27 protein-coding genes and 1 pseudogene are annotated in these 26,346 nt (G+C 72.7%); 17 read left to right on the top strand and 11 right to left on the bottom strand.

The features are described 5' to 3' along the window. Positions 1-44: 44 nt before the first annotated feature. A complete protein-coding gene (locus ACIP4Z_RS32865) occupies positions 45-656 on the bottom strand; it encodes a DUF5134 domain-containing protein (RefSeq protein ID WP_355343777.1) in 612 nt (203 codons plus the stop codon). 352 nt (positions 657-1,008) lie between these two features. Beyond that, positions 1,009-1,893: pseudogene (locus ACIP4Z_RS32860) on the bottom strand (DMT family transporter); the annotation flags it as partial. On the opposite strand from ACIP4Z_RS32860, the gene ACIP4Z_RS32855 reads away from it, so the two are divergent. Both ACIP4Z_RS32855 and ACIP4Z_RS32850 read left to right on the top strand, forming a co-directional pair. Continuing rightward, complete coding sequence (locus tag ACIP4Z_RS32855) at positions 1,892-3,319, top strand: PLP-dependent aminotransferase family protein (protein ID WP_401314032.1); 1,428 nt, start codon at positions 1,892-1,894, stop codon at positions 3,317-3,319. The pseudogene ACIP4Z_RS32860 and the gene ACIP4Z_RS32855 sit on opposite strands and share 2 nt — an antisense overlap. Positions 3,320-3,540: 221 nt before the next feature. Beyond that, positions 3,541-4,074, top strand: coding sequence for a GNAT family N-acetyltransferase (locus ACIP4Z_RS32850; protein ID WP_355343786.1), 534 nt, complete (start codon positions 3,541-3,543; stop codon positions 4,072-4,074). A 78-nt stretch (positions 4,075-4,152) separates the two neighbouring features. Here ACIP4Z_RS32850 and ACIP4Z_RS32845 read toward each other — a convergent pair whose 3' ends face one another. The 4 genes from ACIP4Z_RS32845 to ACIP4Z_RS32830 form a co-directional block, all read right to left on the bottom strand. Next, positions 4,153-4,980, bottom strand: coding sequence for an amino acid ABC transporter ATP-binding protein (locus tag ACIP4Z_RS32845; protein WP_401314030.1), 828 nt, complete (start codon positions 4,978-4,980; stop codon positions 4,153-4,155). Further along, positions 4,977-5,855: an amino acid ABC transporter permease gene (locus ACIP4Z_RS32840; RefSeq protein ID WP_355343789.1), complete on the bottom strand. Its 879-nt coding sequence runs from the start codon at positions 5,853-5,855 to the stop codon at positions 4,977-4,979. The genes ACIP4Z_RS32845 and ACIP4Z_RS32840 overlap by 4 nt, the downstream gene beginning before the upstream one ends. After that, positions 5,852-6,772 carry an ABC transporter substrate-binding protein gene (locus ACIP4Z_RS32835; RefSeq protein ID WP_401314028.1) on the bottom strand — a complete coding sequence of 307 codons (921 nt, stop codon included), beginning with the start codon at positions 6,770-6,772 and terminating at the stop codon, positions 5,852-5,854. The genes ACIP4Z_RS32840 and ACIP4Z_RS32835 overlap by 4 nt, the downstream gene beginning before the upstream one ends. Positions 6,773-6,913: 141 nt before the next feature. Next, a complete protein-coding gene (locus ACIP4Z_RS32830; RefSeq protein ID WP_355343795.1) occupies positions 6,914-7,585 on the bottom strand; it encodes a glycerophosphodiester phosphodiesterase family protein in 672 nt (223 codons plus the stop codon). Positions 7,586-7,819: 234 nt separating this feature from the next. Between ACIP4Z_RS32830 and ACIP4Z_RS32825 the strand changes: the two genes are divergently transcribed. From ACIP4Z_RS32825 to ACIP4Z_RS32810, 4 genes are all read left to right on the top strand, one after another. Further along, complete coding sequence (locus ACIP4Z_RS32825; protein WP_355343798.1) at positions 7,820-9,217, top strand: DUF6421 family protein; 1,398 nt, start codon at positions 7,820-7,822, stop codon at positions 9,215-9,217. 23 nt (positions 9,218-9,240) lie between these two features. Beyond that, positions 9,241-9,999 (top strand): SDR family oxidoreductase, encoded by a 759-nt coding sequence (locus ACIP4Z_RS32820; protein ID WP_355343801.1) that lies wholly within the window; start codon positions 9,241-9,243, stop codon positions 9,997-9,999. Further along, complete coding sequence (locus tag ACIP4Z_RS32815; protein ID WP_401314025.1) at positions 9,978-11,069, top strand: threonine aldolase family protein; 1,092 nt, start codon at positions 9,978-9,980, stop codon at positions 11,067-11,069. The genes ACIP4Z_RS32820 and ACIP4Z_RS32815 overlap by 22 nt, the downstream gene beginning before the upstream one ends. Positions 11,070-11,162: 93 nt before the next feature. Beyond that, positions 11,163-11,765: a transglutaminase family protein gene (locus tag ACIP4Z_RS32810; protein WP_401314023.1), complete on the top strand. Its 603-nt coding sequence runs from the start codon at positions 11,163-11,165 to the stop codon at positions 11,763-11,765. A 36-nt stretch (positions 11,766-11,801) separates the two neighbouring features. Here the strand turns inward: ACIP4Z_RS32810 and ACIP4Z_RS32805 are convergent, their stop codons facing one another. Together ACIP4Z_RS32805 and ACIP4Z_RS32800 are read right to left on the bottom strand one after the other, a co-directional pair. Next, on the bottom strand, positions 11,802-12,548 hold the full coding sequence (locus ACIP4Z_RS32805; RefSeq protein ID WP_355343810.1) for a lysophospholipid acyltransferase family protein: 747 nt from the start codon (positions 12,546-12,548) through the stop codon (positions 11,802-11,804). Between the two features lie 159 nt (positions 12,549-12,707). Beyond that, positions 12,708-13,115 carry a DUF4395 domain-containing protein gene (locus ACIP4Z_RS32800; protein ID WP_401314021.1) on the bottom strand — a complete coding sequence of 136 codons (408 nt, stop codon included), beginning with the start codon at positions 13,113-13,115 and terminating at the stop codon, positions 12,708-12,710. A 184-nt stretch (positions 13,116-13,299) separates the two neighbouring features. Between ACIP4Z_RS32800 and ACIP4Z_RS32795 the strand changes: the two genes are divergently transcribed. The 5 genes from ACIP4Z_RS32795 to ACIP4Z_RS32775 all read left to right on the top strand — a co-directional run bounded on the left by ACIP4Z_RS32795 (position 13,300) and on the right by ACIP4Z_RS32775 (position 18,009). Continuing rightward, positions 13,300-13,713 carry a thioredoxin domain-containing protein gene (locus ACIP4Z_RS32795; RefSeq protein ID WP_391050214.1) on the top strand — a complete coding sequence of 138 codons (414 nt, stop codon included), beginning with the start codon at positions 13,300-13,302 and terminating at the stop codon, positions 13,711-13,713. A 264-nt stretch (positions 13,714-13,977) separates the two neighbouring features. Next, entirely contained in the window at positions 13,978-14,517 is a 540-nt protein-coding gene (locus ACIP4Z_RS32790; protein ID WP_401314019.1) for a flavin reductase family protein, read from the top strand. 206 nt (positions 14,518-14,723) lie between these two features. After that, entirely contained in the window at positions 14,724-15,509 is a 786-nt protein-coding gene (locus ACIP4Z_RS32785) for an electron transfer flavoprotein subunit beta/FixA family protein (protein ID WP_355343822.1), read from the top strand. Between the two features lie 99 nt (positions 15,510-15,608). Next, a complete protein-coding gene (locus tag ACIP4Z_RS32780) occupies positions 15,609-16,571 on the top strand; it encodes an electron transfer flavoprotein subunit alpha/FixB family protein (protein WP_355343825.1) in 963 nt (320 codons plus the stop codon). Between the two features lie 145 nt (positions 16,572-16,716). Further along, positions 16,717-18,009, top strand: coding sequence for a DUF6986 family protein (locus ACIP4Z_RS32775; RefSeq protein WP_401314017.1), 1,293 nt, complete (start codon positions 16,717-16,719; stop codon positions 18,007-18,009). A gap of 91 nt (positions 18,010-18,100) precedes the next feature. On the opposite strand, the gene ACIP4Z_RS32770 is transcribed toward ACIP4Z_RS32775, so the two are convergent. After that, complete coding sequence (locus ACIP4Z_RS32770; protein WP_355343831.1) at positions 18,101-19,090, bottom strand: LacI family DNA-binding transcriptional regulator; 990 nt, start codon at positions 19,088-19,090, stop codon at positions 18,101-18,103. Between the two features lie 177 nt (positions 19,091-19,267). Between ACIP4Z_RS32770 and ACIP4Z_RS32765 the strand changes: the two genes are divergently transcribed. From ACIP4Z_RS32765 to ACIP4Z_RS32745, 5 genes are all read left to right on the top strand, one after another. Further along, complete coding sequence (locus ACIP4Z_RS32765; RefSeq protein ID WP_401314014.1) at positions 19,268-20,239, top strand: ROK family protein; 972 nt, start codon at positions 19,268-19,270, stop codon at positions 20,237-20,239. Between the two features lie 322 nt (positions 20,240-20,561). Beyond that, on the top strand, positions 20,562-20,747 hold the full coding sequence (locus tag ACIP4Z_RS32760) for a hypothetical protein (RefSeq protein WP_401314012.1): 186 nt from the start codon (positions 20,562-20,564) through the stop codon (positions 20,745-20,747). Between the two features lie 222 nt (positions 20,748-20,969). After that, positions 20,970-21,227 (top strand): hypothetical protein, encoded by a 258-nt coding sequence (locus tag ACIP4Z_RS32755; RefSeq protein WP_401314010.1) that lies wholly within the window; start codon positions 20,970-20,972, stop codon positions 21,225-21,227. A 69-nt stretch (positions 21,228-21,296) separates the two neighbouring features. Further along, a complete protein-coding gene (locus ACIP4Z_RS32750; RefSeq protein ID WP_401314008.1) occupies positions 21,297-21,581 on the top strand; it encodes a hypothetical protein in 285 nt (94 codons plus the stop codon). A gap of 305 nt (positions 21,582-21,886) precedes the next feature. Continuing rightward, entirely contained in the window at positions 21,887-22,921 is a 1,035-nt protein-coding gene (locus tag ACIP4Z_RS32745) for an NUDIX domain-containing protein (protein WP_355343837.1), read from the top strand. Between the two features lie 84 nt (positions 22,922-23,005). On the opposite strand, the gene ACIP4Z_RS32740 is transcribed toward ACIP4Z_RS32745, so the two are convergent. After that, positions 23,006-24,379, bottom strand: a complete 1,374-nt coding sequence (locus ACIP4Z_RS32740; RefSeq protein ID WP_401314005.1) for a dipeptidase — start codon at positions 24,377-24,379, stop codon at positions 23,006-23,008. 159 nt (positions 24,380-24,538) lie between these two features. On the opposite strand from ACIP4Z_RS32740, the gene ACIP4Z_RS32735 reads away from it, so the two are divergent. Further along, the gene (locus ACIP4Z_RS32735) at positions 24,539-25,792 is read left to right on the top strand and encodes a geranylgeranyl reductase family protein (protein WP_355343843.1); all 1,254 of its coding nucleotides are present in this window, start codon (positions 24,539-24,541) and stop codon (positions 25,790-25,792) included. A gap of 46 nt (positions 25,793-25,838) precedes the next feature. Here the strand turns inward: ACIP4Z_RS32735 and ACIP4Z_RS32730 are convergent, their stop codons facing one another. Next, positions 25,839-26,303, bottom strand: a complete 465-nt coding sequence (locus ACIP4Z_RS32730; RefSeq protein WP_401314003.1) for a nitroreductase family deazaflavin-dependent oxidoreductase — start codon at positions 26,301-26,303, stop codon at positions 25,839-25,841. Positions 26,304-26,346 lie beyond the last annotated feature (43 nt).

The following is a 26,346-nucleotide window of genomic DNA, read 5'->3' as shown; positions in this document are numbered from 1 at the left end:
GGACCACGACCCGATGTGACGCATGACTCACGGCAGCGAGTCCGTCACAGGGTCAGCAGCATCGCGAACATCCCCAGCGCCATCGCCACCCGGCAGGCCGCCGCGACCTCCGGCGCGTGCCGCAGCGGGACACGGTCCCGGCCGCCGCCCGCGCCTCCTTCCGCCTGGCCGGTGGATATCAGCGGGCCGCCGCCCGGCGCGCCGTGCGCCTGCGCCGGGAGCGCGACCAGGGTGGTGCCGCTGCGCAGGACGTAGCCCGCGAAGTAGAGCAGCAGCAGGCCGGTGAGCAGCGGGGTGCCCGCGCCGGTGGCCGCCATGTGCTCGGCGTGGCCGCCGTGCGCCGACGCCGCCCCGCCCATCGCCACGGCCATGTAGACCATCGCGGCCGAGCACACGGAGTGGTGCAGATGGTGGCCGGGCCGCCGGACCAGCAGCAGCGCCCGTACCCCGGCCAGCGCGAAGACCACGCCGAGGACGACGGCGAACAGCGGCGTCCCCCACGGCCGCGGGTCGAGGACGGACATCGGGACGGCCATCACCGCCATGCCCGCCGCCATCACCGCCTCGTCGCGCGCTTCGCGGCGCAGCAGGCACGCGACCGCGGCGACGGTGCTGAGCGCCACGAGCAGCCAGGCCACCAGCGGTGGTCCGTGCATGCCGTCCTCCCCCTCATCCCCACGCCTCTTCGGCGCGCCCCGGTCCGTGCGGTGACCCTCGGCCGGTCCGGTCCGGTCCGGTCCGTTCAGGTCCGGTCCGTGACGACCGGACCGCCGGACGGTTGTTCGGCGGTCCCAGGAGAACTGCCCAGGTCCGAGGGCGCACACCCGAGCGCATCGGGGTAGTCGGGGGAGCGTGTCACCGCGGCGCGCGCCGTCGCGGATCGCCGTGTGCCACGATCTCGTGCGCGTCGCCCGACCGCAACGCCTCCGGGCCGGCGTCCGGCGCCTCGGCCCCGCGCGCCCGCGCCGCGGCCCGCGACCTGCGTACTTCCCGCGCCTGCCGGGCGCCGGAGCGCTGGGTGACGGCCACGCAGACCAGTACGGCGAGCGCCGCGGGCAGTGTGGCACGGCCCAGGTGCTCACCGAGCAGCGCGGCGGACCACACCAACGTCAGCACGGGCTGGGCGAGTTGGAGCTGGCTGGCCCTGGTCACCCCGATCGCCGCCATGCCGCGGTACCAGACCATCAGGCCGAGGAACTGCGACACCACCGAAACCCACACCAGCCCGCCGACCGACTCGCCGGTCAGCCGTACCGGCTCCAGCGACAGCGACACGACCGCGGCGGGCAGCGTGAGCGGCAGCGTACCGACCAGCGCCCAGCCGACCACCTGCCAGCCCGGCAGCACCGACGCCAGCCGCCCGCCCTCCACGTAACCGGCGGCGCAGACCAGCAACGAGGCGAAGAGGAAGCCGTCCCCGGCAGTCGGCGCGCCGCCGCTCTCGCCGAGCGAGAAGGCGGTGACCACCGCCGCGCCCGCGACGGCCGCGATCCAGAACGTACGGGACGGCCGCGCGCCGGTGCGCACGGCCGCGAGCACCGCGGTGCACAGCGGGAGCGCGCCGACGACGACGGCGGCGTGCGAGGTGTCGGTGGTGCGCAGCGCGAGGGTGGTCAGCAGCGGGAAGCCGATGACGACACCGCAGGCGACCACGGCCAGTCCCGCCCAGTGCTCCCGGTCCGGCACCTTCGCCCGGCCCGCCGCGAGGAAGGCCCCGGCGACCGCGGTGGCCAGGACCGCCCGGACCGTCACCGCCGACCAGGCGCCGAATCCGCTCAGCGCCCAGTGGGTGGAAGGGAAGGTGAGCGAAAAGGCGGCCACACCGAGACAGGCGAGCGCGGTGCCCGCGACCGCTACTGAGGTGCGGGGAGTAGCGCTATTCTTATCCTTCATGAATGACGATAGCAGCGCCAGTGCGCTGGCAGAATCCCTCCGAGGAGAGCTGGACCGCTTCTCACCGGGAGCGAAACTGCCGTCGAGCCGGGCCCTGGTCGAGCGGTTCGGGGTCAGTCCGGTGACGGTCTCGCGGGCGCTGGCGACGCTCGCCGCGCAGGGACTGGTCGTCACCCGGCCCGGCGCGGGCACCTACCGGGCCGCCGAGGGCACGGCGACCGCCACCGCCGTCGACACCTCCTGGCAGCAGGTCGCGCTCACCGCGGAGGATCCGGACGTGGCACCGCGCGTGGTCGACGCCTCCGGAGTGCTGGGCTGCCTGGTCGGCCCGCCGCAGGGCGTCATCCCCCTCAACGGCGGCTATCTGCACCCCGGCCTCCAGCCCGAGCGGGCGCTCGGCGCCGCGCTGGCCCGCGCCGCCCGCAGGCCCGGCGCCTGGGAACGGCCGCCGCTGGAAGGGCTCACCGCGCTGCGGAACTGGTTCGGCCGCGAGGCGGGAGTCCCGCCCGCCCAGGTGCTGATCACCTCCGGCGGGCAGGCCGCCCTCACCACGGCCCTGCGCGCGCTGGCCGCGCCGGGCTCCGCCGTACTCGTCGAATCGCCCACCTACCCCGGCGCGCTCTCCGTCGCCCGCGCCGCGGGGCTGCGGCCGGTGCCGGTCCCGCTCGACGCGGACGGCGTCCGGCCCGATCTGCTCGCCGACGCCTTCGAGGCCAGCGGCGCGCGGGTCTTCTTCTGCCAGCCGCTCTTCCAGAATCCGACCGGCGCGGTGCTCGCCGCCGGGCGCCGCCGCCAGGTGCTCGACATCGCGCGGGCGGCGGGCGCCTTCGTGGTCGAGGACGACTTCGCCCGGCGGCTCGGCCACGGCGACCCGCTGCCGCCGCCCCTGGTCGCCGAGGACCCGTACGGCACCGTCGTCCACTTCGCGTCGCTCACCAAGCCGACCTCGCCCAATCTGCGCGTCGGCGCGCTGATCGCCCGCGGCCCGGTGATGGAACGGCTGCGCGCGATCCAGGTGGTCGACAGCTTCTTCGTGCCCAGGCCCCTCCAGGAGGCGACCCTGGAACTCGTCGGCGCGCCCTCCTGGCCGCGCCATCTGCGCGCCGTCACCGCCGCACTGCGCGAGCGGCGCGACGCCATGCTCGCCGCGCTCCGGCACCGCCTGCCGGAACTGGTCCCCGACCCGGTGCCCACCGGCGGCTACCACCTGTGGCTGCGGCTGCCCGACGGCACCGACGAGACCGCGCTGACCGGCGCCGCGCTCCGCGCGGGCGTGGCCGTCGCCCCCGGCCGTCCCTATTTCCCCGCCGAGTCGCCCGCCCCGTACATACGGATCACCTTCGCCTACACCACGGGCGCCGCCGAGATCACCGAAGGCGTCCGGCGCTTCGAGGTGGCGCTGCGCGAGACCGCCCCCGCGCTGTGAGCACCAGCCCTGTCGCGAAGCCCTTCCGTGCGCCGCACGTGTGTCCTTCCGCGCGCCGAGCACGCGCCCTTCCGCGCGCCGCACACGCGCCCTTCCGCGCGCCGCACACGCGCCCTGCCCCACGTCGAACACTCGCCCCGTCGCGCGCCGACGCCGCCCGCCCGCGAAGACCTCGGCAGGACCCGTGAGCGCGGCCCGGACCTGGGGATAGCCTTGCCCGCATGGATATCGCCGCTCCCCGCTTCCGCGCCGCCACCCCCGACGACGTCCCCGTCCTGGTCGGGCTGATCGAGTCCGCCTACCGCGGCGACGCGAGTCGCGCGGGGTGGACGACGGAGGCGGACATCCTTCAGGGGCAGCGGACCGACCCCGAGGGCGTGCTGGCCGTCATCGAAGGCGCCGACAGCAGGCTGACGGTGGTGGAGTCCGGCGACGAGGTGGTGGCCTGCTGCCAGCTCGAACACCGCGGCGACCACGCGTACTTCGGGATGTTCGCCGTACGGCCCGCGCTCCAGGGCGCCGGTCTCGGCAAGGTGATCCTCGCCGAGGCCGAACGGTTCGCCCGCGAGGAGTGGGACGTCGCCGAGCTGCACATGACGGTGATCTCGGTCCGCGAGGACCTGATCGCCTGGTACGTCCGCCGCGGCTACCAGCGCACCGGGCAGACCAGCCCCTTCCCGTACGGCGAGGAGCGCTTCGGGCTGCCGACCAGGGACGACCTGGAGTTCGAGCTGCTCACGAAGAAGCTGGTCTGAGACCCGGACGCCCGCCACCCGATCCACCCGTCCCACCCGGTACCCGGCGCCCCGAACCCGGTCGCCCGGCGCCGGCCGTCACAGCCGTCCCGCCTCCGTGATCCGGCGCAGGAAGTCCCGCGTGCGCTGCTCGGCCGGGGCGCCGAACACCTCGGCGGGAGTGCCGCGCTCCAGGATCACGCCCGCGTCCAGGAAGCAGACCTGATCAGCGACATCGCGGGCGAACGCCATCTCATGGGTGGCGATCACCATCGTCATGCCCTGCTCCTTCAGGTCGCGGACCACCGACAGCACCTCGCCGACGAGCTCCGGGTCGAGCGCCGCGGTCACCTCGTCGAGAAGCAGCAGCCGCGGCCTGGTCGCGACCGCCCGCAGGATCGCCACCCGCTGCTGCTGGCCGCCGCTGAGCCGGTCCGGATACTCCGCGGCCCGGTCGGCGAGCCCCAGCCGGGCCAGCAGCTCCCGCGCCCGCTCCTCCGCCTCGCCCCGCGGCACCCCGTGCACCCGGCGCGGCGCCAGCGTGATGTTGTCCAGCACCGTCATGTGCGGGAACAGGTTGTACGCCTGGAAGACGACGCCGATCCTGCGCCGTACCGCGTCCTGGTCGGCCCGCGGGTCGGTGATGTCCTCGCCGTCCAGGAAGATCGCGCCGTCGTCGATCTCCTCCAGCAGATTCGCGCAGCGCAGCAGCGTGGACTTCCCTGAGCCGGACGCGCCGATCAGCGCCGTGACCGTGTGCGCGGGCACGTCGAGCGCGATGTCCCGCAGAACGACGGAGGAGCCGTACGTCTTGCGGACCGACTCCAGCCGCAGCACGGGCGTGTCCCGGCTCCGGTCCGGATCGGCCAGGTCCCGCGCCCGGGGCGGTACGTCCTTGGCGAGCCGGTCCCCGCCCGTGCCGCTCATACGACGCCTCCCTGCGACTGCCGCCGGTTCATCCTGGCCGTCACCCAGTCGGTGAACCGCGTCATCGGGATGGTCAGCGCGACGAAGATCAGCCCCGCGACCACGTACGGCGTGTAGTTGAAGTCGCGGCTGGCGATGATCTGCGCCGCGTAGACGGCGTCCACGGCGCCCGCGATCGACACCAGACCGGTGTCCTTCTGGAGCGACACCAGGTCGTTGAGCAGCGGCGGCACCACGCGGCGCACGGCCTGCGGCAGCACCACGTACCGCATCGTCTGCGCGCTGCTGAGGCCGAGCGAGCGGGCCGCGGCGCGCTGGCTCGGGTGGACGGTCTCGATCCCGGCCCTGAACACCTCGGCGACATAGGCGGTGTACGTCAGGCAGAGCGCCAGGCCGCCGAGGAGCACGGGGTCGTTGGTGACGCCGCTCAGCCGCAGCGCGGGCACGCCGAAGACCACCGCGAGCAGGCAGATGATCAGCGGCAGCCCGCGGAAGAAGTCCACGTACGCCGTCGCCAGGGCGCGCAGCGGGAAGAACACCGGGCCGCGCAGGGTGCGCACGACCGCCAGCAGCAGCCCCGCGACCAAGACGACGGCGCCGCACACCACCATCAGCCGCAGATTGAGCCAGAGGCCCTGGAGCACGTCCGGCAGCGCGAGCCGCGCGTAGTGCCCGTTGAGGAACGTCTCACGGGTGCGCTGCCAGCCGGGCGAACTGACGATCAGCCCGATCAGCACCCCGGCGGTCGCCAGGGTGCTGACGCTCGCCACCACCAGGGCGCGGCGGCCGCGGGCGCGTCGGTACAGCTCGCGCTCGATCCGCCGCGCGGACGGCTGGTACGTGTCGACCTGCGCGGGGTCGTCCCGCACGGTCATCCGAGCACCGGGGCGCCGACGGCGTCCGACAGCCACCGCTTCTCCAGGGCGGCCAGCGTCCCGTCGCCGTGCAGGGCGGTGACGGCCCGCGAGACGCACGCGGTCAGCTTGCCGCCCTTGTCGAGGACCAGCCCGAACTGCTCGGGCGAGGAGCCCGCCGCCGCGAACTGCCCGACCACCTTGGCGTCGGTGACCTCGGCCCCGGTGATGTAGAAGGCGGTCGGCAGGTCGACCACGATCCCGTCGACCTGGCCGTTCTTGAGCGCGGCCACGGCGAGGTCGTTGCGCTGGTAGACGGCGGGCTGCTTGGCGGGCTTCACCAGGTTGTCGATGACGTCCAGGCTGGTGGTGCCCACCTGGGCGCCGAGCTTGGCGTTCTTCAGGTCCGCGACGCTGTGCGCGTTCGCGATCTTCGAGGTCTTCAGCGCGACGACGGTCTGCCGTACGTCGTAGTAGCCGGGCGAGAAGTCGACGGCCTTCTTGCGCTCGTCGTTGATCGAAACCTGGTTGATGTCGAAATCGAAGTTCTTGGCACCGGGCGCGAACGCCTTGTTGAAGGCGACGGTCTGCCAGACGACCTGGTCCGGCGCGTAACCGAGCTGCTTGGCCACCGCGTACGCGACCGCCGACTCGTACCCCTTGCCGTTGGACGGCTTGTTGTCCGAGAACCACGGGTCGTACGCCGGATTGTCGGTGCCGACGGTGAGCTTGCCGGGGGTACGGGTGGCGAGCGTGCCGGGCGCGCACGACGCCGTGGTGGCGGTGGTGGTGCCGGTCGCACCGGCCGACGCCGCGGAGGACGAGGGACCGGCGTCGGTCGTGTCGTCCTGGGGCGAGCAGCCGGCCAGTGCGAGGGTGAGCAGGGCAGCCGCGGCGAGCGCGGCACGGCGCGGGGACAGCGAGATCGCGGGACGCATGGCGGGACCTTGGCACCGCGCGGGCGCGTCTGTCCACGCGATTCGGCCAGTTGTCCGGATGCCGGACCTTTGTGTCCGGCACATTGCGCGAAGCCGCGGGACCGTGGCGCGCCGGGGTGACGCCGGTACGGGACCGCGGGGCTACGCGATGGCCGGTTCCTCGGGGAGGTCGGTGGCGGCGCCGTCCAGCCGCAGCGCGCGGGCCAGGGCCCACTCCTGCGCGGTGTTGACGGTCCAGGCCATGACGGCGATGCCCGCGGCCTGGCAGCGCTCGACGACGTCCAGGTTCACCTGCCGCAGTTCCAGGCTGACCAGGCGGGCGCCCACCGCCTGGGCGCGGGTGACGATCTCCGGGCCGAGGTCGCTGGCGACCAGCACCGTGCGCACGTCGGGCAGCAGCGTACGGATCTCGGCCAGCGCCTCGTCGTGGAAGGACAGCACACTGACCCGGTCGGTCGCGCCGTGCGCGCTCAGGGTGTCGGCCAGCGCGCGGGCCGCCGCCACGTCCTTGATCTCGGCCTGGATCGGCCGGCCGACCGCTTCGAGGACCTCCTCGAAGACCGGTACGCGCTCGCCGAGCCCGGCGTCCAGGCCGCGGATCTCGTCCAGCGTGAGGTCGCGGACCAGGCCGGCGCCGTCGGTGGTGCGGTCGACGTCGGCGTCGTGCATGACGATCAGCGCGCCGTCCTTGCTGAGGTGCAGATCCAGCTCGATCTGGTCCAGGCCCGCCTTTTCGGCTCGGCGGAAGGAGCGCAGGGTGTTCTCCGGCTCGACGCCCATGACCCCGCGGTGGCCGACGGTGAGGAAGCTCATACCGGCACCCTAGCGAGACCGGGCGACGGCGGGCCGAACACGCCGTGACGACTCGGGACCGCGTGCTCAAGCGGCCCCTATGCGCAAGTTTTAGTGACCCATCCCGGCAGACGACAGGAAGAACAGCGGCCTGTCGACCATCAGGCAGGACAATCTCCACCGGCTCCCCTTGATGGATCAACAAGGTCACGGATACGGTGTCCGGACGACAGTTTCTTTTGTGGAGGAGGGGTCATGGGCGAAGTTCTTTCGGCGAAGGTGGCGGACGGCGGCGGTACGTCCGGCGTGGGCATCGTCGGCCACCCCGCGTGGGCGGTGCTGAAGCAGGCCGTCGAAGCCATCAGGCCCTGGCAGCGCAAGGACGGCTCCATCGACTTCGAGGCCGAGGGCGCGCCCAGCAAGGACGACGCCGAGCGCACCGTGCGCCGGGTGACCGAGTCGGTCGAACAGCTCTCCCCGCTCCTCCCGCACGACGCCGAGTACCACCGCGCCCTGGTCGCCGACCTGCGCCGCTGGTCCGACGACGGCTTCGGCGTCCCGGACTTCCTCGACTCGCTGCTCGCCTTCCAGCCCGCGGCCGACCGCCGCGACGGCCTGCCGCACCTGGTCGTCTTCCCGATGTACACGCAGAACGGCAACCCGGACCGCAACCTGGAGGCCGTCGCCCTGCGCGTCGTCTGGCCCGACTGGCTGGCCGAGCTGGAGCGCAATCGGTACGACAACCCGCTGTTCGTACCGATCACCTTCGAGGACTTCACCCCCGGCTACGACACCAACTCCGCGGTGCTCTTCCCGGAGACCGTCGCCGTCCGCGAGGCCCCCGAGCGCTGGACCTGGGGCGCGATCTTCTGCGACCGCGAGGCCGCCCGCTTCCGCGCGGTGACCGCCGCCGCCGTCGACACCCTCGGCCTGGAACTGCCCGAGGAGGCGGCCCGGCTGATCGCCGACCAGGACCTGGCGCAGCAGACGTACGTCCTGTGGGACATGATCCACGACCGCACGCACAGCCACGGCGACCTGCCGTTCGACCCGTTCATGATCAAGCAGCGCGCGCCGTTCTGGATGTACGGGCTGGAGGAGCTGCGCTGCGACCTGACCACGTTCAGGGAGGCCGTGAAGCTCCAGGCCGAGGGCCACCCGATGGGCCTGGGCGTGCAGTACGCGATCCTCTTCGACCGGCTCTTCCGCTTCCCGGTCACCGGTGAACGCGTCCGCAACTACGACGGACTCGGCGGACAGCTCCTCTTCGCGTACCTGCACAAGCACGACGCCGTACGCTGGACAGACAACACCCTGCACATCGACTGGGAGCGCGCACCGCAGGTCACCAACCAGCTCTGCGCCGAGATCGAGACGCTCTACCGGGACGGCATCGACCGGCCCAAGCTCGTGCACTGGTTCGCCGCCTACGACCTGGTCGCCAGCTACCTCTCCCCGCATCCCGGCTCGGTCTGGGCGAAGGGCCCCGACGCCCTCGACCTGTCCCAGCCCCCGCGCAAACTCGTGGACGACGTGCTGGCGGACGAGTTTCCGCTCAGCATGTTCTACGAGGCCCTTGCGAAGAAGCTGCGGACGGTGATCACCTCGACCAAGGGAATCACCGGCGAGAGCTCACTTCGGGGCGCCGCGTGACCGGTGCGGCCGAGGAGGCGGACATGACGACCGACACGTACACGGGTGGTCTCGACGGAGCGGTGATCGCCGTGGCGGGCGCGGGCGGCCCCGCGGGGCGGGCGGTTTTGCAACGGCTCGCGCGCGAGGGCGGCCATGTGATCGCCGCCGACGCCGACCCCGAGCGGCTGGCCGAGGCCGTCGACGCGGCGCGCTACGACGCGGGCGGCGCCGACATCACCGGCGAGATCGTCGACCTGCTCGACCTGGAGGCGACCCAGGACTGGGCCGGCCGGATCGAGAAGGACCACGGCAGGGTCGACGGCCTGGTCCACCTCGTGGGCGGCTGGCGCGGCTCCGCGTCCTTCCCCGAGACCGACCTCGGCGACTGGGACGTGCTGCACAAGCTGCTGATCCGTACCGTGCAGAACACCTCGCTGGCCTTCCACGACGGCCTCATGCGCAGCCACGGCGGCCGGTACGTGCTGATCAGCGCGTCCGGCGCCACCACGCCGACCGCGGGCAACGCCGCCTACTCCGCGGCCAAGGCCGCGGCCGAGGCGTGGACGCTCGCGCTGGGCGACTCCTTCCGCAAGCTCGGCGGCGCCGACGGACCCACGGCCGCGGCCACTGTGCTGGTGATCAAGGCGTTGGTGCACGATGAGATGCGGGCCACGCGCCCGAACGCCAAATTCGCCGGCTTCACCGACGTGCGCGACCTCGCCGAGGCCATCGCGGACGTCTGGGACCAGAGCCCTACGGAAGTGAACGGGACCCGACAGTGGCTGACGCCCCGACCGTGACAGAACAGCTCGCCAGCGACGCCGTGCGCCGCCACGACCCGCAGGTGCGCGGCTTCGCCAGTGACAACTACGCCGGGGTGCACCCGGAGATCCTCACCGCGCTCGCCCTCGCCAACGGCGGCCATCAGCCCGCCTATGGAGGGGACGAGTACACCGGCCACCTCCAGGAGGTCTTCCGCGGCCACTTCGGCCCGCGCGCGGAGGTCTTCCCGGTCTTCAACGGCACCGGCGCCAACGTGACGGCGCTCCAGGCCGTCACCGAGCGCTGGGGCGCGGTGATCTGCGCCGAGTCCGCGCACATCCACGTGGACGAGTGCGGCGCCCCCGAGCGGGTCGGCGGCCTGAAGCTGCTCACCGTCCCGACCCCGGACGGCAAGCTCACCCCCGAGCTGATCGACCGGCAGGCGTACGGCTTCTCCGACGAGCACCGGGCCCAGCCGCAGGTCGTCTCGATCACCCAGACCACCGAACTGGGCACCTGCTACACGCCCGAGGAGATCAAGGCGATCTGCGACCACGCGCACCAGCTCGGCATGGCCGTGCACCTGGACGGCGCGCGGATCGCCAACGCGGCAGCCGGCCTCGACGTGCCGCTGGCCCGCTTCACCACCGAGGCGGGCGTGGACATCCTCTCCTTCGGCGGCACCAAGAACGGCCTGTTGTTCGGCGAGTGCGTGGTCGTCCTCAGCCCCGAGCGGGTGCGCGCCATCGACTACCTGCGCAAGCTGTCGATGCAGCTCGCCTCCAAGATGCGGTTCGTCTCCGTGCAGTTCGAGGCGCTGCTCTCGGGCGACCTGTGGCTGCGCAGCGCCGCCCACGCCAACGCGATGGCCCGCCGCCTGGAGCAGGCCGTACAGGGCGTGGACGGGGTCACCGTGCTGCGGCCCGTGCAGTCCAACGCCGTCTTCGCGCTGCTGCCGCGCGAGGTCAGCGAGCGGCTGCAGAAGCGTTACCGCTTCTACTTCTGGGACGAGTCGACGGGCGAAGTCCGCTGGATGTGCTCCTTCGACACGACCGAGTCGGACGTGGACGGCTTCGCCGCCGCGCTCGAGGAGGAGATGCGGGCCTAGGGCCTGTCCGGCGGCCCGGAGTCGGCCGCATGAGTATGCGGTTGGCGGTAATTCGATTGATCGAGTGGTCGGCGGTTTCCTAGGCTCCCGCATATGGAGCTGATCCTGGAGACCGCCGACCTCTCGGCGTATACGGCCGCCGACGACGTCATCGACCACGGCCACCCGCGAGTGCGCGACACCGCGGCCGCGCTGCTGGCCCGTACCACCGGACCGCATGACTATGCGCGGGCCGCCTTCGTATTCGTCCGCGACACGATCCCGCACTCCTTCGACTCCGGCGACGACCGCGTCACCTGGCGGGCCTCCGACGTGCTGGAGCAGCGCACCGGCATCTGCTACGCCAAGTCGCACGCGCTGACGGCGCTGCTGCGCGCCGCGTCCATCCCCGCCGGGCTCTGCTACCAGCGGCTCACGGACGACGACGGTACGGACCCAGTGGTCCACGGCCTGATCGCCCTGCTGCTGCCGGGGCGCGGCCACTGGTCACGGCTGGACGCGCGCGGCAACAAACCCGGCGTCGACGCGCGCTTCTCGCTGGACGAGGAACGGCTCGCGTGGGCGGCGCGCCCGGAGATCGGCGAGGCCGACTATCCGCTCGTGCACGCGGCGCCGCCCACGGCCGTACTGGAGGCCCTGCGCGGCGCACGCGACCGGTCGGAACTGGCCAGGACGCTGCCCACCGAACTGCCGTGAGGACGCCGTCGCGTCCCGCGTCCGGAGGGTCCCGCCTCAGCTCGGCTGGGGCTGCTGCTCGCGGTCCCTGGCCGCCGCTTCCTCAGGCGTCGGGGCCGTGCCGCCCAGATGCGCGGGCAGCCACCAGCGGTCGGCGGGGCCCGAGGGCCTGCCCGGATACGTACGCTGCGCGTCGTCCAGCAGCTCCTGCACCCGCAGCCGCAGCCGCCGGGTGAGCGCGCCCGCCTTCTCGTTCTCCTGCGGGCGCATCTGCTCGCCGATCCGCAGCGTGATCGGGAACTTGCTGCGGCCCAGATTGCGCGGGTGCCCCTTCGTCCACAGCCGCTGAGTGCCCCACAGCGCCATCGGCAGCAGTGGCACACCGGCCTCCATCGCCAGCCGGGCCGCACCCGACTTGAACGACTTCAACGTGAACGACTGCGAGATGGTCGCCTCGGGGAAGACTCCGATGATCTCACCGCCGCGCAGGGCGTCCAGGGCGTGCGCGTACGCGTGCATGCCCTCGGAGCGGTCCACCGGAATGTGCTTCATGGCGCGCATCAGCGGACCCGACACCTTGTGCCGGAAAACCGATTCCTTCGCCATGAAGCGCACCAGGCGCTTGGCGGGCAGCGTCGTCAGACCGCAGAAGACGAAGTCGAGATAGCCGATGTGGTTGCTGACGAGCAGGGCGCCGCCTTGGCGGGGGACGTTCTCGGTGCCCCGGATGTCGAATTTGAGCCCCTGCACCTTGAACATGGTGCGGGCACAAGCGATCACCGGTGGGTAGACGAGTTCGGCCATGTCGGGGCACCTGCTCTCTCCGGGGCGGCGCTCCCGGCGGAAGTTACGCGCCCGTAAGTTGTTCGGCCGCTGAGCGATGGTGCCCCGCCGGCGGGCCCCCTGTCATCCCGGGGACCGGTGCCGAGGCGAGATTCTTCTCACGACCTGCGGCGGAACCCATCAGGCTGCTGCCCGTTTCAGCAGCAGATACACCTCGCACCCCAGGCAGTAGGCGAAAGCGGCGTTGAGGAAGGCGGCGGCGAGCGCGCACGCGGTGGCCGCCAGACCCAGCCACTGCGGGCCCATCAGATAGCCGATGACACCGATCACGGAGAAGCCGAAACCCACCGCCTGCGCGAACCGCGGCGGGGCCGCGTCCTCGGTGCCGGGCGGCGGCCCCAGCCTGGGCCGCACCAGGGTGCGGAAAACCCAGCCGTACGGCGAATTCTGCACTCCGGCCACCGCTCCCACGGCGAAGACCGCGGCCTGAACGGCCAGCAGCCAGCCGCTGCCGGTGATCAGCACGACCGCCAGCACCACCGTGGTCAGGGACGCACCGAAGCGGGGCCCTCGTACATCGATCTCCATGACTGAAATAATGGCCGACCAGCGACGGAACGCGACCGCGGGAATCATTGCGTTCGCATGAACGCTGCACGGATCGGAAAGACGCGGGGCGGGAAGCCGCCGGACGTACGACCGTGTATGTGACCGGACGTATGACCGGGCGTATGAGACGTACGAGATGTGTGAGCGGACGAGGAGCACGGCGTTGACGGGACTGGTGGTCTGCCTGGCCGTACTGCTGGCCGCGAGCGCCTACGGGCTGGTGCACCGGCGCAGGGACGGGAGAATCCGGGTGCGGACGAAGGACGGCGACGAGCGGCTGACGGCCGCTGACCTCGGCGGGCCGCTGGGGGAGCGCGCCACCCTGGTGCAGTTCTCCAGCGCCTTCTGCGCGCCCTGCCGGGCCACCCGGCGCGTGCTCGACGAGGTGGCGGGCATGGTGGACGGCGTCCGGCACGTCGAGATCGACGCCGAGGCGCACCTGGAGCTGGTCAGGCGGCTGAGCGTCCTCAAGACCCCGACCGTGTTCGTCCTCGACGCGGACGGCGCGATCGTGCGCAGGGCCGCCGGTCAGCCGCGCAAGGCGGACGTGATCGCCGCGCTGGGCGCGGCTGTCTGACGAGCCGGGCGGGCCGGCCGATCTGAGGGGCTGTCAGCCTCCGGCGGAGCGCGGTGTGACGGAAATTCCATATTCCGGGCGGGTCTTGACGTGACCCCGTCCGAATCGTCACTCTGACGTTATGTCGCACGACCACTTTCTGTACGCGTATCTGTACGCGCGCGCCGATGTCGACTTCGGTCGGCACTCCAGCGCGCGTTGTCCGAGCTGCTGAGCGCCCACGACCCGCACTCCGCCGCTCGACCGCTTCAGAAGGATCTGACCGTGACTGCCATCAGCGATCACCCCGCCGCCTTTGACTCCTCGGCCTTCGACCCCACGCCCGGCCCCGCTCTCGACCCCGCCGTCTTCCGTTCGGTCTTCCGCCGCCACGCGGCCGGAGTCGCCGTGATCACCGCCGCGGGCCCCGATCCCGTCGGCTTCACCGCCACCTCCCTGACCTCGGTGTCCGCCGAGCCGCCGCTGCTCTCCTTCGGCATCAGCCTGGGGTCGTCGAGCTGGCCGACCGTCGCCGAGGCGTCGTTCGTCGGCGTCCACATACTCGGCGAGCACCAGGAAGTGCTGGCCGGCACGTTCGCCCGCAGCGGCGCCGACCGCTTCGGCCCCGCCACCGCCTGGGCGTCCGGCCCGCACGGCGTGCCGCTGCTCGACGAGGTACCGGCCTGGCTGGTGTGCCGCGTCGTGGCGCGCATCCCGGCGGGCGACCACCGGATCGTCATCGCCCAGGCCGTCGCCGGCGACCCCCAGGGTCCCGGCCGCCCGCTCCTCTACCACCAGGGCGGCTTCAACTCACTCGGCCACTGACCGCGGCGGCGTCGGCCACATCACAGTTCAAGGTCCTTGCTAACGGGGAACCAGCTCTGTGTACTGGCGAGTAATATTTCTGTCGGGGCAGTTGCTGCGTCCCGGCGGGGAGCCGCCGCCGCGGACGCCTATGCTGCCATTCCGGGGCGGATTCCGGGGCAGTTGGACGAAGACGTTGCAACGATGCAGTAGGTAGGAGAGCTGGCGTGAGTTTGAGGATCGTAGTCGCAGTGAAGTACGTGCCCGATGCCACGGGCGACCGTCACTTCGCCGAGGACCTGACCACTGACCGCGACGCGGTGGACGGCCTGCTCTCCGAGCTGGACGAGTACGCGGTCGAGCAGGCGCTGCAGATCGCCGACGCGGCGGACGACGCGGAGATCACGGTGCTGACCGTGGGTCCCGAGGACGCGAAGGACGCGTTGCGCAAGGCGCTGTCGATGGGCGCGGACAAGGCGATCCACGTCGAGGACGACGGCCTGCACGGCACGGACATCCTCGGCACGTCGCTGGTGCTCGCCAAGGCCATCGAGCGCGCGGGCTTCGACCTCGTCGTGACCGGCATGGCCTCGACCGACGGCACCGCGGGCGTGGTGCCCGCGCTGCTGGCCGAGCGGCTGGGCGTGCCGCAGGTGACGTTCCTGTCCGAGGTGTCGGTCGAGGACGGCAAGGTGACCGGCCGCCGCGACGGCGACGCGGCCAGCGAGCGGCTGGAGGCGTCGCTTCCGGCGCTGGTCTCGGTGACCGACCAGTCGGGCGAGGCCCGTTACCCCTCGTTCAAGGGGATCATGGCGGCGAAGAAGAAGCCGGTGGAGGCCCTGGACCTGTCGGATCTGGGTCTGGACGCGGCCGAGGTGGGCCTGGCCGGTGCGTGGACGGCGGTCGAGGACGCCACGCAGCGTCCGGCGCGGACGGCGGGCACGATCGTGAAGGACGAGGGCGAGGGCGGCAAGCAGCTCGCGGAGTACCTGGCGAGCCAGAAGTTCATCTGACCGGATGCCGGGCGCCCTCCCGGACGCTGTCCCGGGCCCGCTTCCGGCCGTTCCGGTCCGTATCCGCCCCGTCAAACTTTTTCGTAGGAGTGCATTTCCATGGGTGAAGTCCTCGTCTATGTCGACCACGTGGACGGTGCCGTCCGCAAGCCGACTCTCGAACTGCTGACGCTGGCCCGCCGGATCGGTGAGCCGGTCGCGGTCCACCTCGGCCCCGGCGCCGACGCCGCCGCCTCCGTGCTGGGCGAGCACGGCGCCGTGCGGGTACTGGCCGCCGACGCGCCGGAGTTCGCCGACTACCTCGTCGTACCGAAGGTCGACGCGCTGGAGGCCGCCGCCAAGGCGGTGAGCCCGGTCGCGGTCCTGGTGCCGTCCTCCGCCGAGGGCAAGGAGATCGCCGCGCGGCTCGCGCTGCGCCTGGGCTCGGGCCTGATCACCGACGCGATCGACGTGGAGGCCGGCGCCGACGGCCCGGTGGCCACGCAGTCGGCGTTCGCCGCCGCCTTCACGACCCGCTCCCGGGTCAGCACGGGCGTCCCCGTCATCACGGTGAAGCCGAACTCCGCGCCGGTCGAGGCGGCTTCGGCGGCCGGGACGGTCGAGGCGCTGGAGGTGGCCTTCGGTGAACTGGCCACCGGCACCAAGGTCGTCTCGCGGACCCCGCGGGAGTCGACCGGGCGTCCTGAGCTGACCGAGGCCGCGATCGTGGTCTCCGGCGGTCGCGGTGTCAACGGCGCCGAGAACTTCTCGGTCATCGAGGCGCTGGCGGACTCCCTGGGCGCGGCCGTGGGCGCGTCGCGCGCGGCGGTGGACGCGGGCTGGTACCCGCACACCAACCAGGTCGGCCAGACCGGCAAGTCGGTGTCGCCGCAGCTCTACATCGCCAACGGCATCTCGGGCGCGATCCAGCACCGCGCGGGCATGCAGACGTCCAAGACGATCGTCGCGGTGAACAAGGACGCGGAGGCGCCGATCTTCGACCTCGTCGACTACGGCGTCGTCGGCGACCTCTTCCAGGTCGTCCCCCAGCTCACCGAGGAGATCAAGGCCCGCAAGGGCTGACCGACCCCTCCCCGACGGCCCCCGCACGCCAGCCGCGTGCGGGGGCCGTCGTCCGTCCGGCGCCCAGCTGGTGGGGTGTTGACCTCGGCCTACGGCACGGCTAGCTTCACTTCAACGATTTGTTGAATTTCCGGGAGGGTGGCACATGGCGCAGGGCTCAGCGGGCGCGGCGGCGGCCGGTACGACACTGGCGGACGCGGTACGGGCGGACATCGGCGCCGGTCTGGCCGGCACCGACGCCGAACTGGCCCGCCGTTACCCCGGCGACCCCGGCACCCGGCAGCCCGTGCACACCGTCTACGTACCCGCCGACGCCTTCGGCCCCCGGACCGTACGCGACTGGGGCGACCAGGCGCTGGCCGCACTCGACGCCCACGCCCCGGACGCCGCCGCGCTCGCCGCCGTACTCGGCCTGCCCGCGGGGCCGTCCACCGGGCTGGCCGCCGAGGTCCACGACCGGGTGCGGGCCAAGCTGGAGCGCGAGCCCGTCGAGGACCTGCGGATCGACTTCGAGGACGGCTACGGGCCGCGCCCCGACACCGAGGAGGACGCGGCGGCCGTGGCCGCCGCCCGCACCGTGACGGCCGCCCTCGCGGACGGCAGCGCGCCGCCGTACGTCGGCATCCGGATGAAGTGCATGGAGGCGGCGGTCCGCGACCGGGGCATCCGTACGCTCGACCTCTTCCTGACCGCCCTGCTGGACGGGGGCGGTCTGCCCGACGGGCTGCTGCTGACACTGCCCAAGGTGACCTTCCCCGCGCAGGTCGCGGCGATGGCGCGGCTGTGCGAGGAGTTCGAGCGGGCGGCCGGGCTGCCGCGGGGGCGGATCGCCTTCGAGATCCAGATCGAGACCACCCAGTCCATCCTCGGCCCCGACGGCACGGCGACCGTGCCGCGGCTGATCGACGCCGCCAAGGGCCGCGCCACCGGTCTGCACTACGGCACCTTCGACTACAGCGCCGCGTGCGGGGTCAGCGCCGCCCACCAGTCGATGGACCACCCGGCCGCCGACTACGCCAAGGCGGTCATGCAGGTCGCCGCGGCGGGCACCGGCGTCCGGCTGTCCGACGGCTCCACCAACGTGCTCCCCGTCGGCCCGGCCGCGCAGGTGCACGACGCCTGGCGCCTGCACTACGGCCTGGTCCGCCGCTCACTGGCCCGCGCGTACTACCAGGGCTGGGACATGCACCCCGCCCACCTGCCGACCCGCTACGCCGCCGTCTACGCCTTCTACCGCGAGGGCCTGGACGCCTCCGCCGCCCGCCTCGCCGCCTACGTCGCCAAGGCGGGCGGCGACGTCATGGACGAGCCCGCCACGGTCCGCGCCCTCAGCGGCTACCTGCTGCGCGGCCTCGACTGCGGCGCCATCGACGCCGAGGAGGTCACCGAGCGCACCGGCCTCGGCCGCGCGGAGCTGGACACGCTGGCGGGCCGCTAGGAGCCTGTCCCGCGGATCGCGAACGGCCCCTGACGCGGCGGGCGCATGCCCGCAGGACACGGGCCGATGCCGTTACGGGCCCGGCGGGTGCTCAGTCGGACGGGGGGATCTCGCCGGAGCCGCGGGCGATCAGGCGGGCGGGGAGCTCCAGCCGGGCGGGGGCGGCGTCCGCGCCGCCCTCCAGGCGGCGGAAGAGCAACTGCGCCGCGCTGCGTCCGAGCCCCGGCGAGTCCTGGGCCACGACGCTGACCGGCGGGTCGAGCAGATCGGCGAGTTCGAAGTCGTCGAAGCCGACCAGGGCGACCGGGCGCGGGTGGTGGGACAGCACGCGCACCGCGGTGACGGTGACGCGGTTGTTGCCCGCGAACAGCGCCGTCACCGGCTCGGGACCGGACAGCAGGGACGCCAGGACGGCGCGGACCCGCTCGGGGTTGGTCGGGCCCATCGAATACCACTCGGGCCTGATGGTCAGCCCCGCGTCGGCCATCGCCTCGCGGTAGCCGCGCAGTCGCTCGGCGGCGGTGTGAATGCCCGGCTGGTCACCGATGAAGCCGATCCTGCGGTGTCCGTGCGCGATCAGATGCGCGACACCGTCACGGGTGCCGCCCGCGTTGTCGGTCAGCACCATGTCCGCGTCGATCCGGCCCGCGGGACGGTCGACGAAGACCGTGGCCACCCCGGCCTCGATCTCCGGGACCAGATACCGGTGGTCGTCACCCGCGGGCACCACGATCAGCCCGTCCACCCGGCGGGCGCAGAACGCCAGCACCAACTCCTGCTCACGCCGCGGGTCCTCGGCGCTCGACCCGGTGAACAGCAGCGCGCCGTTGGCCCGCGCCACGTCCTCGACCGCCCTGCTGAGCGGGGCGTAGAACGGGTCGGCGAGGTCTTCGAGCACCAGGCCGACGCTGGCGGTGCGGCGGGTGCGCAGCAGTCGCGCGCTGTCGTTGCGCCGGAAGCCGAGCGCGTCGATCGCCGCCTGGACGCGGGCGACCGTGTCCGGGGTGACGCCGGGCTCCTCGTTCACCACCCGCGACACCGTCTTGAGGCCGACGCCCGCTCGGGCGGCGACATCTTTCATGGTGGGCCGGGGAACTCGTCCAGAACTGTGGGTCACGATCGTAGTATTCCCTGCGGGAAGAGTTGGACAACGTTGTCAGAGTTAGGCGAGACTATCTCTGGTGCCGTTTCCGCGGAACCCCGGGCGATTCGCCAGGACATTCGTCAGGAACGTCAGGAAAGAGGAGATCCCCGAGCGATGCACCCCCAAGGCGCTACCGGTCCACTCGTGGCCGCAATCGACATCGGCGGTACGAAGATCGCCGGGGCGCTCATCGACGCGGAGGGGCGACTGCTGGCGCGGGCGCTGCGGGCGACGCCCGCGGGGGAGGAAGGCGAGACGGTGGTGCGGGCGGTCACCGACGTGATCGCCGAGCTGCGGGCCACCGCCGTGTGGCCCCGCGTCGTCGCCGTCGGCATCGGCAGCGCGGGTCCCGTCGACGCCGCGCACGGCACCGTCAGCCCGGTCAACGTGCCCGGCTGGCGCGAATTCCCGCTCGTCGCGCGGGTGTCCGACGCGGTCGGCGGCCTGCCCGTCGTCCTCACCGGCGACGGGGTCGCCATGACCGCGGCCGAGCACTGGCAGGGAGCCGCCCGCGGTTACGACAACGCGCTGTGCATGGTCGTCTCCACCGGGGTCGGCGGCGGTCTGGTCCTCGGCGGCGCCCTCCTTCCCGGGCCCACCGGCAATGCCGGGCACATCGGTCACATCAGCGTCGACCTCGACGGTGATCTCTGCCCGTGCGGGTCGCGCGGCTGCGTCGAGCGGATCGCCAGCGGGCCGAACATCGCGCGCCGCGCGCTGGACGGGGGCTGGGTGCCGCCCGCCGGTGCCGCGCCCACGGCGGCGGCCGTCGCCGAGGCCGCGCGCGGCGGGGACGCCGTGGCGCTGGCCTCCTTCGACCGGGCCGCGCAGGCGCTCGCGGCCGGGATCGCGGCCACCGCGACGCTCGTCGAGATCCATGTCGCCGTCATCGGCGGGGGTGTCGCGGGGGCCGGGCCGATTCTCTTCGATCCTCTCCGGGGGCACCTCGCGCGGTACGCCACGCTTTCTTTCGCGGCCGGGGTCGATGTCGTGCCCGCCAAGCTCGGGACGGATGCCGGGTTGGTCGGGGCGGCGGCGGCTGCGGCGCAGGCGCTGCGGTTGGACGCCTTTACGACGACGATCTGACCGGGCGGCTCGCCGCCGGGTCCGCGTCCGCGAGGGCGGTTCCTGTGGGGGCGGGGGCCCGCGGCGTGCTCGGCTTTTGTCGGGCCGGTGGCCCGACAATCCGAAGAGGTGACCGCCTCGCGGGGGCCGGCTGCGGTCCGCGGCTGCGCGCTGGCTGGGCGCGCAGTTCCCCGCGCCCCTCAAAAGACCTGGCGTGCCCTCTGGCGATTGGTGACGGCGGCGCACCGTGCCCGCCGAGATCTCGGTGTGCTTTCTTCCGCGAGGTGAGGGCGTCTGGCGGCGGGCCCCGAGACCTTGGCCTCCGCGCGGTGTGCTTCGCGTCATGGACGCCACCGCGTGCCGTGTCTCGTCAGGGGGCGCGCACTCCGGTGCCGCGCAGCCGATGACGGCGCTGATCGCCTTCAGTGCCTTTGAGGGGCTCGGCGCGGGCGGTCTCGCCGTGGGCGCCTTCTGGCTGATCGGCGCGCCGGTGCCCCCCGCAGCGAGCGGGGCCGCTGCCAGGGCATGACCGCCACGGTCATGGCGCTCGGCACCATCGGCGGCCCGCTGCTCGGCGGTTTCGTCACCGGCCACCTCGGCTGACGCTGGGCCTTCTCCGTCAATCTGCCGCTCGGCCTGCTCGCGCTGGTGTGGTGCCAGGTGATGCTGCGGCTGCCCGCTGCCCGCTGCCCGCCACCCGCCACCCGCTACCCGCGGCAAGGCCAGGACCGACTGGCCCGGCATCGTCCTCATGACCTTCGCCCTCTTCTCGGTTGTGCTCGCCGGGGCCTGGGCGGGCAACCGTTACGCCTGGGCCTCCTGGCGGATCGGCGTGCTGGCCCGCGCCGCCGCGCTCGGCCTGGCCGCCTTTGTCGCCTCGCAGCGCCGCGCGGCCGAACCCGTCCTGCCGTTGCGGGTGTTCGACACCCGGAACGTCCGGCTCCCGTCGATGATGATCTTCGCGGTGGGCGCCGCGATGTTCGGTGCCACGCTCGATCCGCCGCTGTAACGGCAGAGCGTCCAGGGCGCGTCGGCCACCAGCTCCGGCCTGTTGCTGCTGCCGATGATGATCCCGGTCGTGGTTCTTTCGCAGGTCGCGGGCAAGGCCATGTCGAAGACCGGCCGTTACAAGGTCTTCCCGATCGTGGGCGCCACGCTGATGACGGCGGGCATGCTGGTCCTTGCCACCATGGACGTGCACACCTCCCGCACGGCGACGCATTGCTCCATGGTGGTGGCCGGTGCGGGGCTCGGCTTGCTGACGCGGATGCCCACGACGATCGCCCAGAACAGCGTCGGGAAGCGGGACATGGGCGCCGCGCCGAGGCCCGCCCGTGCCGCCGCCGTGCCGGATTCCCGCTGAGGGGCGGCGCGTTTCCGAGGACCGGGAGGCGGGAGCGACCCGCGCCTTCCACCGGATCGCGTGCGGCGCCCGGCTCGACGCGGCGGGCGCTGGCCGGTCCGCGGTGAGCACAGGGTGGCGGCCGCGGAGGCGGCGACGCGGCCCGGGCCGCGCTCCGACGGCCCGCACCGCGACGGTCCGGTGTCCGTCACGCTGGCCTCCCCGCGCCGACCGTTGCGGCCGGTACGCGCCGCCGCGGGCCACGGCGCGTTTGCCGCCCACGATGATCCGGGCAATTCGTAGGGGTCTACGGAAAAGGGGGCACCGTGATCATCTGGGTGAACGGGGCGTTCGGCGCGGGGAAGACCAGCGCCGCACTGGAGATGCTGGAGCTGATACCGGAAAGCACCCTGTACGACCCCGAGGTACTCGGCGGCTGTCTGCGCCAACTGCTGCCGGAAAAACGGCTCCAAGAAGTGACCGACTATCAGGACCTGGCCATATGGCGGCGATTGGTGGTCGAGACCGCCGCCGCTCTCCTCAATGAGGTGGGCGGCGTTCTGGTGGCCCCGATGACCCTGCTGCGGCAGGACTACCGCGACGAGATCTTCGGTGGCCTCGCGTCCCGTGGCATCGAGGTCCGGCACGTACTGCTGGAACCAGGAGAAACGATCCTGCGTGAACGCATCGCCACCAGGGACGACCACCCTGACCGCACCGGAACGAACGACCGGGCCCGCCGCTGGGCGCTGGACCGCATCGCCGACTACGAGAACGCCCTGCCGTGGCTCGCCCTGGACGCGCACATCCTGTCCACCGCGGGCCTGACCCCCCGTCAGACCGCGCTGCGGGTCACCGAGGCCGTCGGGCGCGGCGCCGGGGCCTGCGGGATCGTCCAGACCCCCGAACCGACCGCGGAGACCGTGGCGTCCGGCGTCCTGCTCTTCGACGACGCGGACCGCGTCCTGCTGGTCGACCCGACCTACAAACCCGGCTGGGAGTTCCCCGGCGGCGTCGTCGAACGCGGCGAGTCGCCCGCGCGCGCCGGACACCGCGAGGTCGCCGAGGAACTGGGGCTCGAACTCGCCCGCGGCCTCGAACTCCTCGTGGTCGACTGGGAACCGCCACGCCCGCCCGGCTACGGCGGGCTCCGCCTGATCTTCGACGGCGGCCGGGTCGCGGAAGCGGACATCGGCCGCCTGCTGCTGCCCGGCGCCGAACTGCGCGGCTGGCGCTTCGTCACCGAGGACGAGGCCGCGGGACTGCTCCCACCGGCCCGCCTCGACCGGCTGCGCTGGGCGCTGCGCGCCCGCGAACAGGGCCGCCCGCTCAACCTGGAGGCCGGTCACCCGGCCGAATGACCCCGCCCCGCCCGGCCGCCGCTGCCCCCGCCGCCGCCCACCCGGCGTGGACGGCGGTGACGGCGGCCGGGTCCCGCGGGTCGGTCAGGCCGCGCCGCCCGCGGACTTGGAGGCCGCGTAGTGGCCCAGGAACAGCGCCTCCGCCAGCGACAGCCGCTCCAGCTCCCGCGGCGACACGCTCTCGTTGACCGCGTGGATCTGCGCCTCCGGCTCGCTGAGGCCGATCAGCAGGATCTCGGCTCGCGGATACAGGGTCGCCAGGGTGTTGCACAGCGGGATCGAACCGCCCTGCCCGGCCACCGCCAACTCCTCCCCGTACGCCTCCCGCATCGCGTCCGCCATCGCCGTGTACGCCGGGCTCCCGGTGTCCGCGCGGAACGGCTGACCGCTGCCGCGCTGCGTCACCTCCACCTTCGCGCCCCACGGAGCCGCCGCCCGCAGATGCGCGGTCAGCGCCTCGGCCGCCTGCTCGGCCGCGGTGCCCGGCGGGACCCGGACGCTCACCAGCGCGCCCGCGGTGGCCTGTACGGACGGGGTCGCGCCGACGACCGGCGGCGCGTCGATGCCCAGCACCGTCACCGAGGGACGCGCCCAGATCCGGTCCGCGACACTGCCCTTGCCGACCAGTTCCACACCGTCCAGCACCTTGGCGTCGCGCCGGAAGTCCTCCTCCGGGTAGCGCAGCCCCGGCCACTCGCCCGAGGCGTCGAGACCGTCGATCGTGGTCGAACCGTCCGCGTCCCGCAGCGACGCCAGGATCTGGATCAGCGCCCCCAGCGCGTCCGGTGCCGCCCCGCCGAACTGCCCCGAGTGCAGGTTGCCTTCGAGCGTCGAGACCCGCACCTCCGCCAGCACCATGCCGCGCAGCGTCGAGGTCACCGTGGGCAGCCCCACCCGGAAGTTGCCCGCGTCGCCGATCACGATCGCGTCGGCGGCCAGCAGCTCCGGGTGCTCCTCGGCGTAGCGCTCAAGACCGCCGGTGCCCTGCTCCTCGGAACCCTCCACGATCACCTTGATGTTCACCGGAGCGCCGCCGTGCTCGCGCAGCGCCCGCAGCGCGGTGAGGTGCATCAGCACGCCGCCCTTGCAGTCGGCCGCGCCACGCCCGTACCAGCGGCCGTCCCGCTCGGTCAGCTCGAAGGGCGGGGACAGCCACGCCGATTCGTCCAGCGGCGGCTGCACGTCGTAGTGCGCGTACAGCAGCACCGTCGGCGCGCCCTCGGGCCCCGGCAGCCAGCCGTACACCGACTGCGTGCCGTCGGGGGTGTCCAGCAGGGCCACCTCCTGGAAGCCCTCCGCCCGCAGCGCGTCGGCCACCCAGACGGCCGCCTTCTCGCACTCGCTCTTCGGGAACTGTCGTTCATCGGCCACCGACGCGTACGACACCAGCTCCGCCAGCTCCGTCCGGGCACGGGGAAGCAGGGCGGCGACAATATCGGCGAGCGGGGTGCTGGACATAGGTGCTCCTAGCAGGAATCAGGTGGCAACATCGGTCGTTGGTGCACACAACGGGGTCGCTGCCGATGGTGCCACAGCGAGATGTTCCGGACGGGCGCAATAGGATGCGGCTGAACAGGGGCAACACAGCCGGACAGGCCGAGCGGGAGCGAAACAGACGTGAGCGGTGAGCAGGCGGCGCAGGACAGCGGCGCGAACGACGGCGAGGCGCTCGCGGTCTGGGACGTCGTGGTGATCGGCGCGGGCCCCGCGGGGGCCACCGCGGCCCACGCCGCGGCCGTGACGGGCCGTCGGGTCCTCCTCTTGGAGAAGTCCGAACTGCCGAGGTACAAGACCTGCGGCGGCGGCATCATCGGGTCCTCACGGGACGCCCTGCCGCCGGGATTCGAACTGCCCCTGCGCGACCGGGTGCACGCGGTCACCTTCAGTCTCAACGGCAAGCTGACGCGCACCAAGCGCTCCCGGCAGATGCTCTTCGGGCTGATCAACCGGCCCGAATTCGACAACGCCCTCGTGGAGGCCGCCTGCGAGGCGGGCGCCGAGCTGCGCACCGGAGTGACCGTCTCCCGTGTGGAGCAGCACGGTCCCGGTGTCCCCGACCGTCGCACCGTCGCCGTCGTGCTCAACGGCAGCGGCGGCCCGGCGGGCAAGGGCGTCGAGGAGACCGTCTACGCCCGCGCCGTCGTCGGCGCCGACGGCAGTGCGAGCCGGATAGGCGCTCATGTCGGCGTCAAGCTCGACCAGGTCGACCTCGGCCTGGAGGCGGAGATCCCGGTCCCCACGTCCGTCGCGGAGGACTGGGCGGGACGGGTGCTGATCGACTGGGGCCCGCTGCCCGGCAGTTACGGCTGGGTCTTCCCCAAGGGCGACTCCCTCACCGTGGGCGTGATCTCCGCCCGCGGCGACGGCAGCGCCACCAAGCGCTACCTGGACGACTTCATCGCCCGGCTCGGCCTGGCCGGGTTCGAACCCAGCGTCTCCTCCGGCCACCTCACCCGCTGCCGCGCCGACGACTCCCCGCTCTCCCGGGGCCGGGTCCTGGTCTGCGGCGACGCCGCGGGCCTGCTCGAACCCTGGACGCGCGAGGGCATCTCCTACGCGCTGCGCTCCGGCCGTCTGGCGGGGGAGTGGGCCGTGCGCATCGCCGAGTCCCACGACGCGGTGGACGCCAGGCGCCAGGCCCTCAACTACACCTTCGCGGTGAAGGCCGGGCTCGGCGTCGAGATGGGGGTCGGCCGCCGCATGCTGACCCTCTTCGAACGTCGCCCCGGAATGCTGCACGCTGTGCTCACCACATTCCCGCCCGCCTGGCGCGCCTTCGCGGGCATCACCCGCGGAAAGAGCTCGCTCGCCGAACTCGTCCGCACCCACCCGCTCGCCCGCAAGGCGCTGGAGGCCGTCGACCGGGCCTGACATCGGCCCCGGCCCGGCTCCGGGCCCTGTGCCGTACTCCCACGCCTCACTTCCCGTCGGTGGCGTGGACCTGGAATATCGGGTGGTTGGGCGCTATCGCGCGCAGCTCCTCGTCGGTCGAATCCGGGCCCACGCCGTCGAAGAAGGCTCCGACCTCGGCCTTCCAGCGCTTGAGGTAGGCGCGCAGGATGGCGGGCTTGTCGTCGTCGGCCACCTCGGTGGCGGTGAACTCCTCGACCTTCTTGCCGAGGTGCAGTTCGCCGCCGCCGGCCACCCGCATGTTGTAGGTCCACTGGACGTGGCCGCGCGGGGCCACCAGATACCGCCGGCCCTCGAAGGTCAGCAGATTCACCGGGGTCTGCCGCCACTCACCGCTCTTGCGGCCCCGGACGGCCAGTACCCGCGAACCCCAGACGCTCAAGCCGCGCCGGGTCAGCCAGCCGACCGTGCGATTGAGGACGTTGACGGTGAACCAGCCGGGCTTCTTGACGTGTGCGACCTGCTCAGACATGGCGATCTCTCCGATTTCTCGACTGCTGTCGTGACCGCTGTTG

It is taken from the genome of Streptomyces sp. NPDC088910 (genome assembly GCF_044749865.1).
Classification (GTDB): domain Bacteria; phylum Actinomycetota; class Actinomycetes; order Streptomycetales; family Streptomycetaceae; genus Actinacidiphila.
Note: the sequence above shows the minus strand (reverse complement) of the source record. Positions and strands in the feature narration are given on the sequence as shown.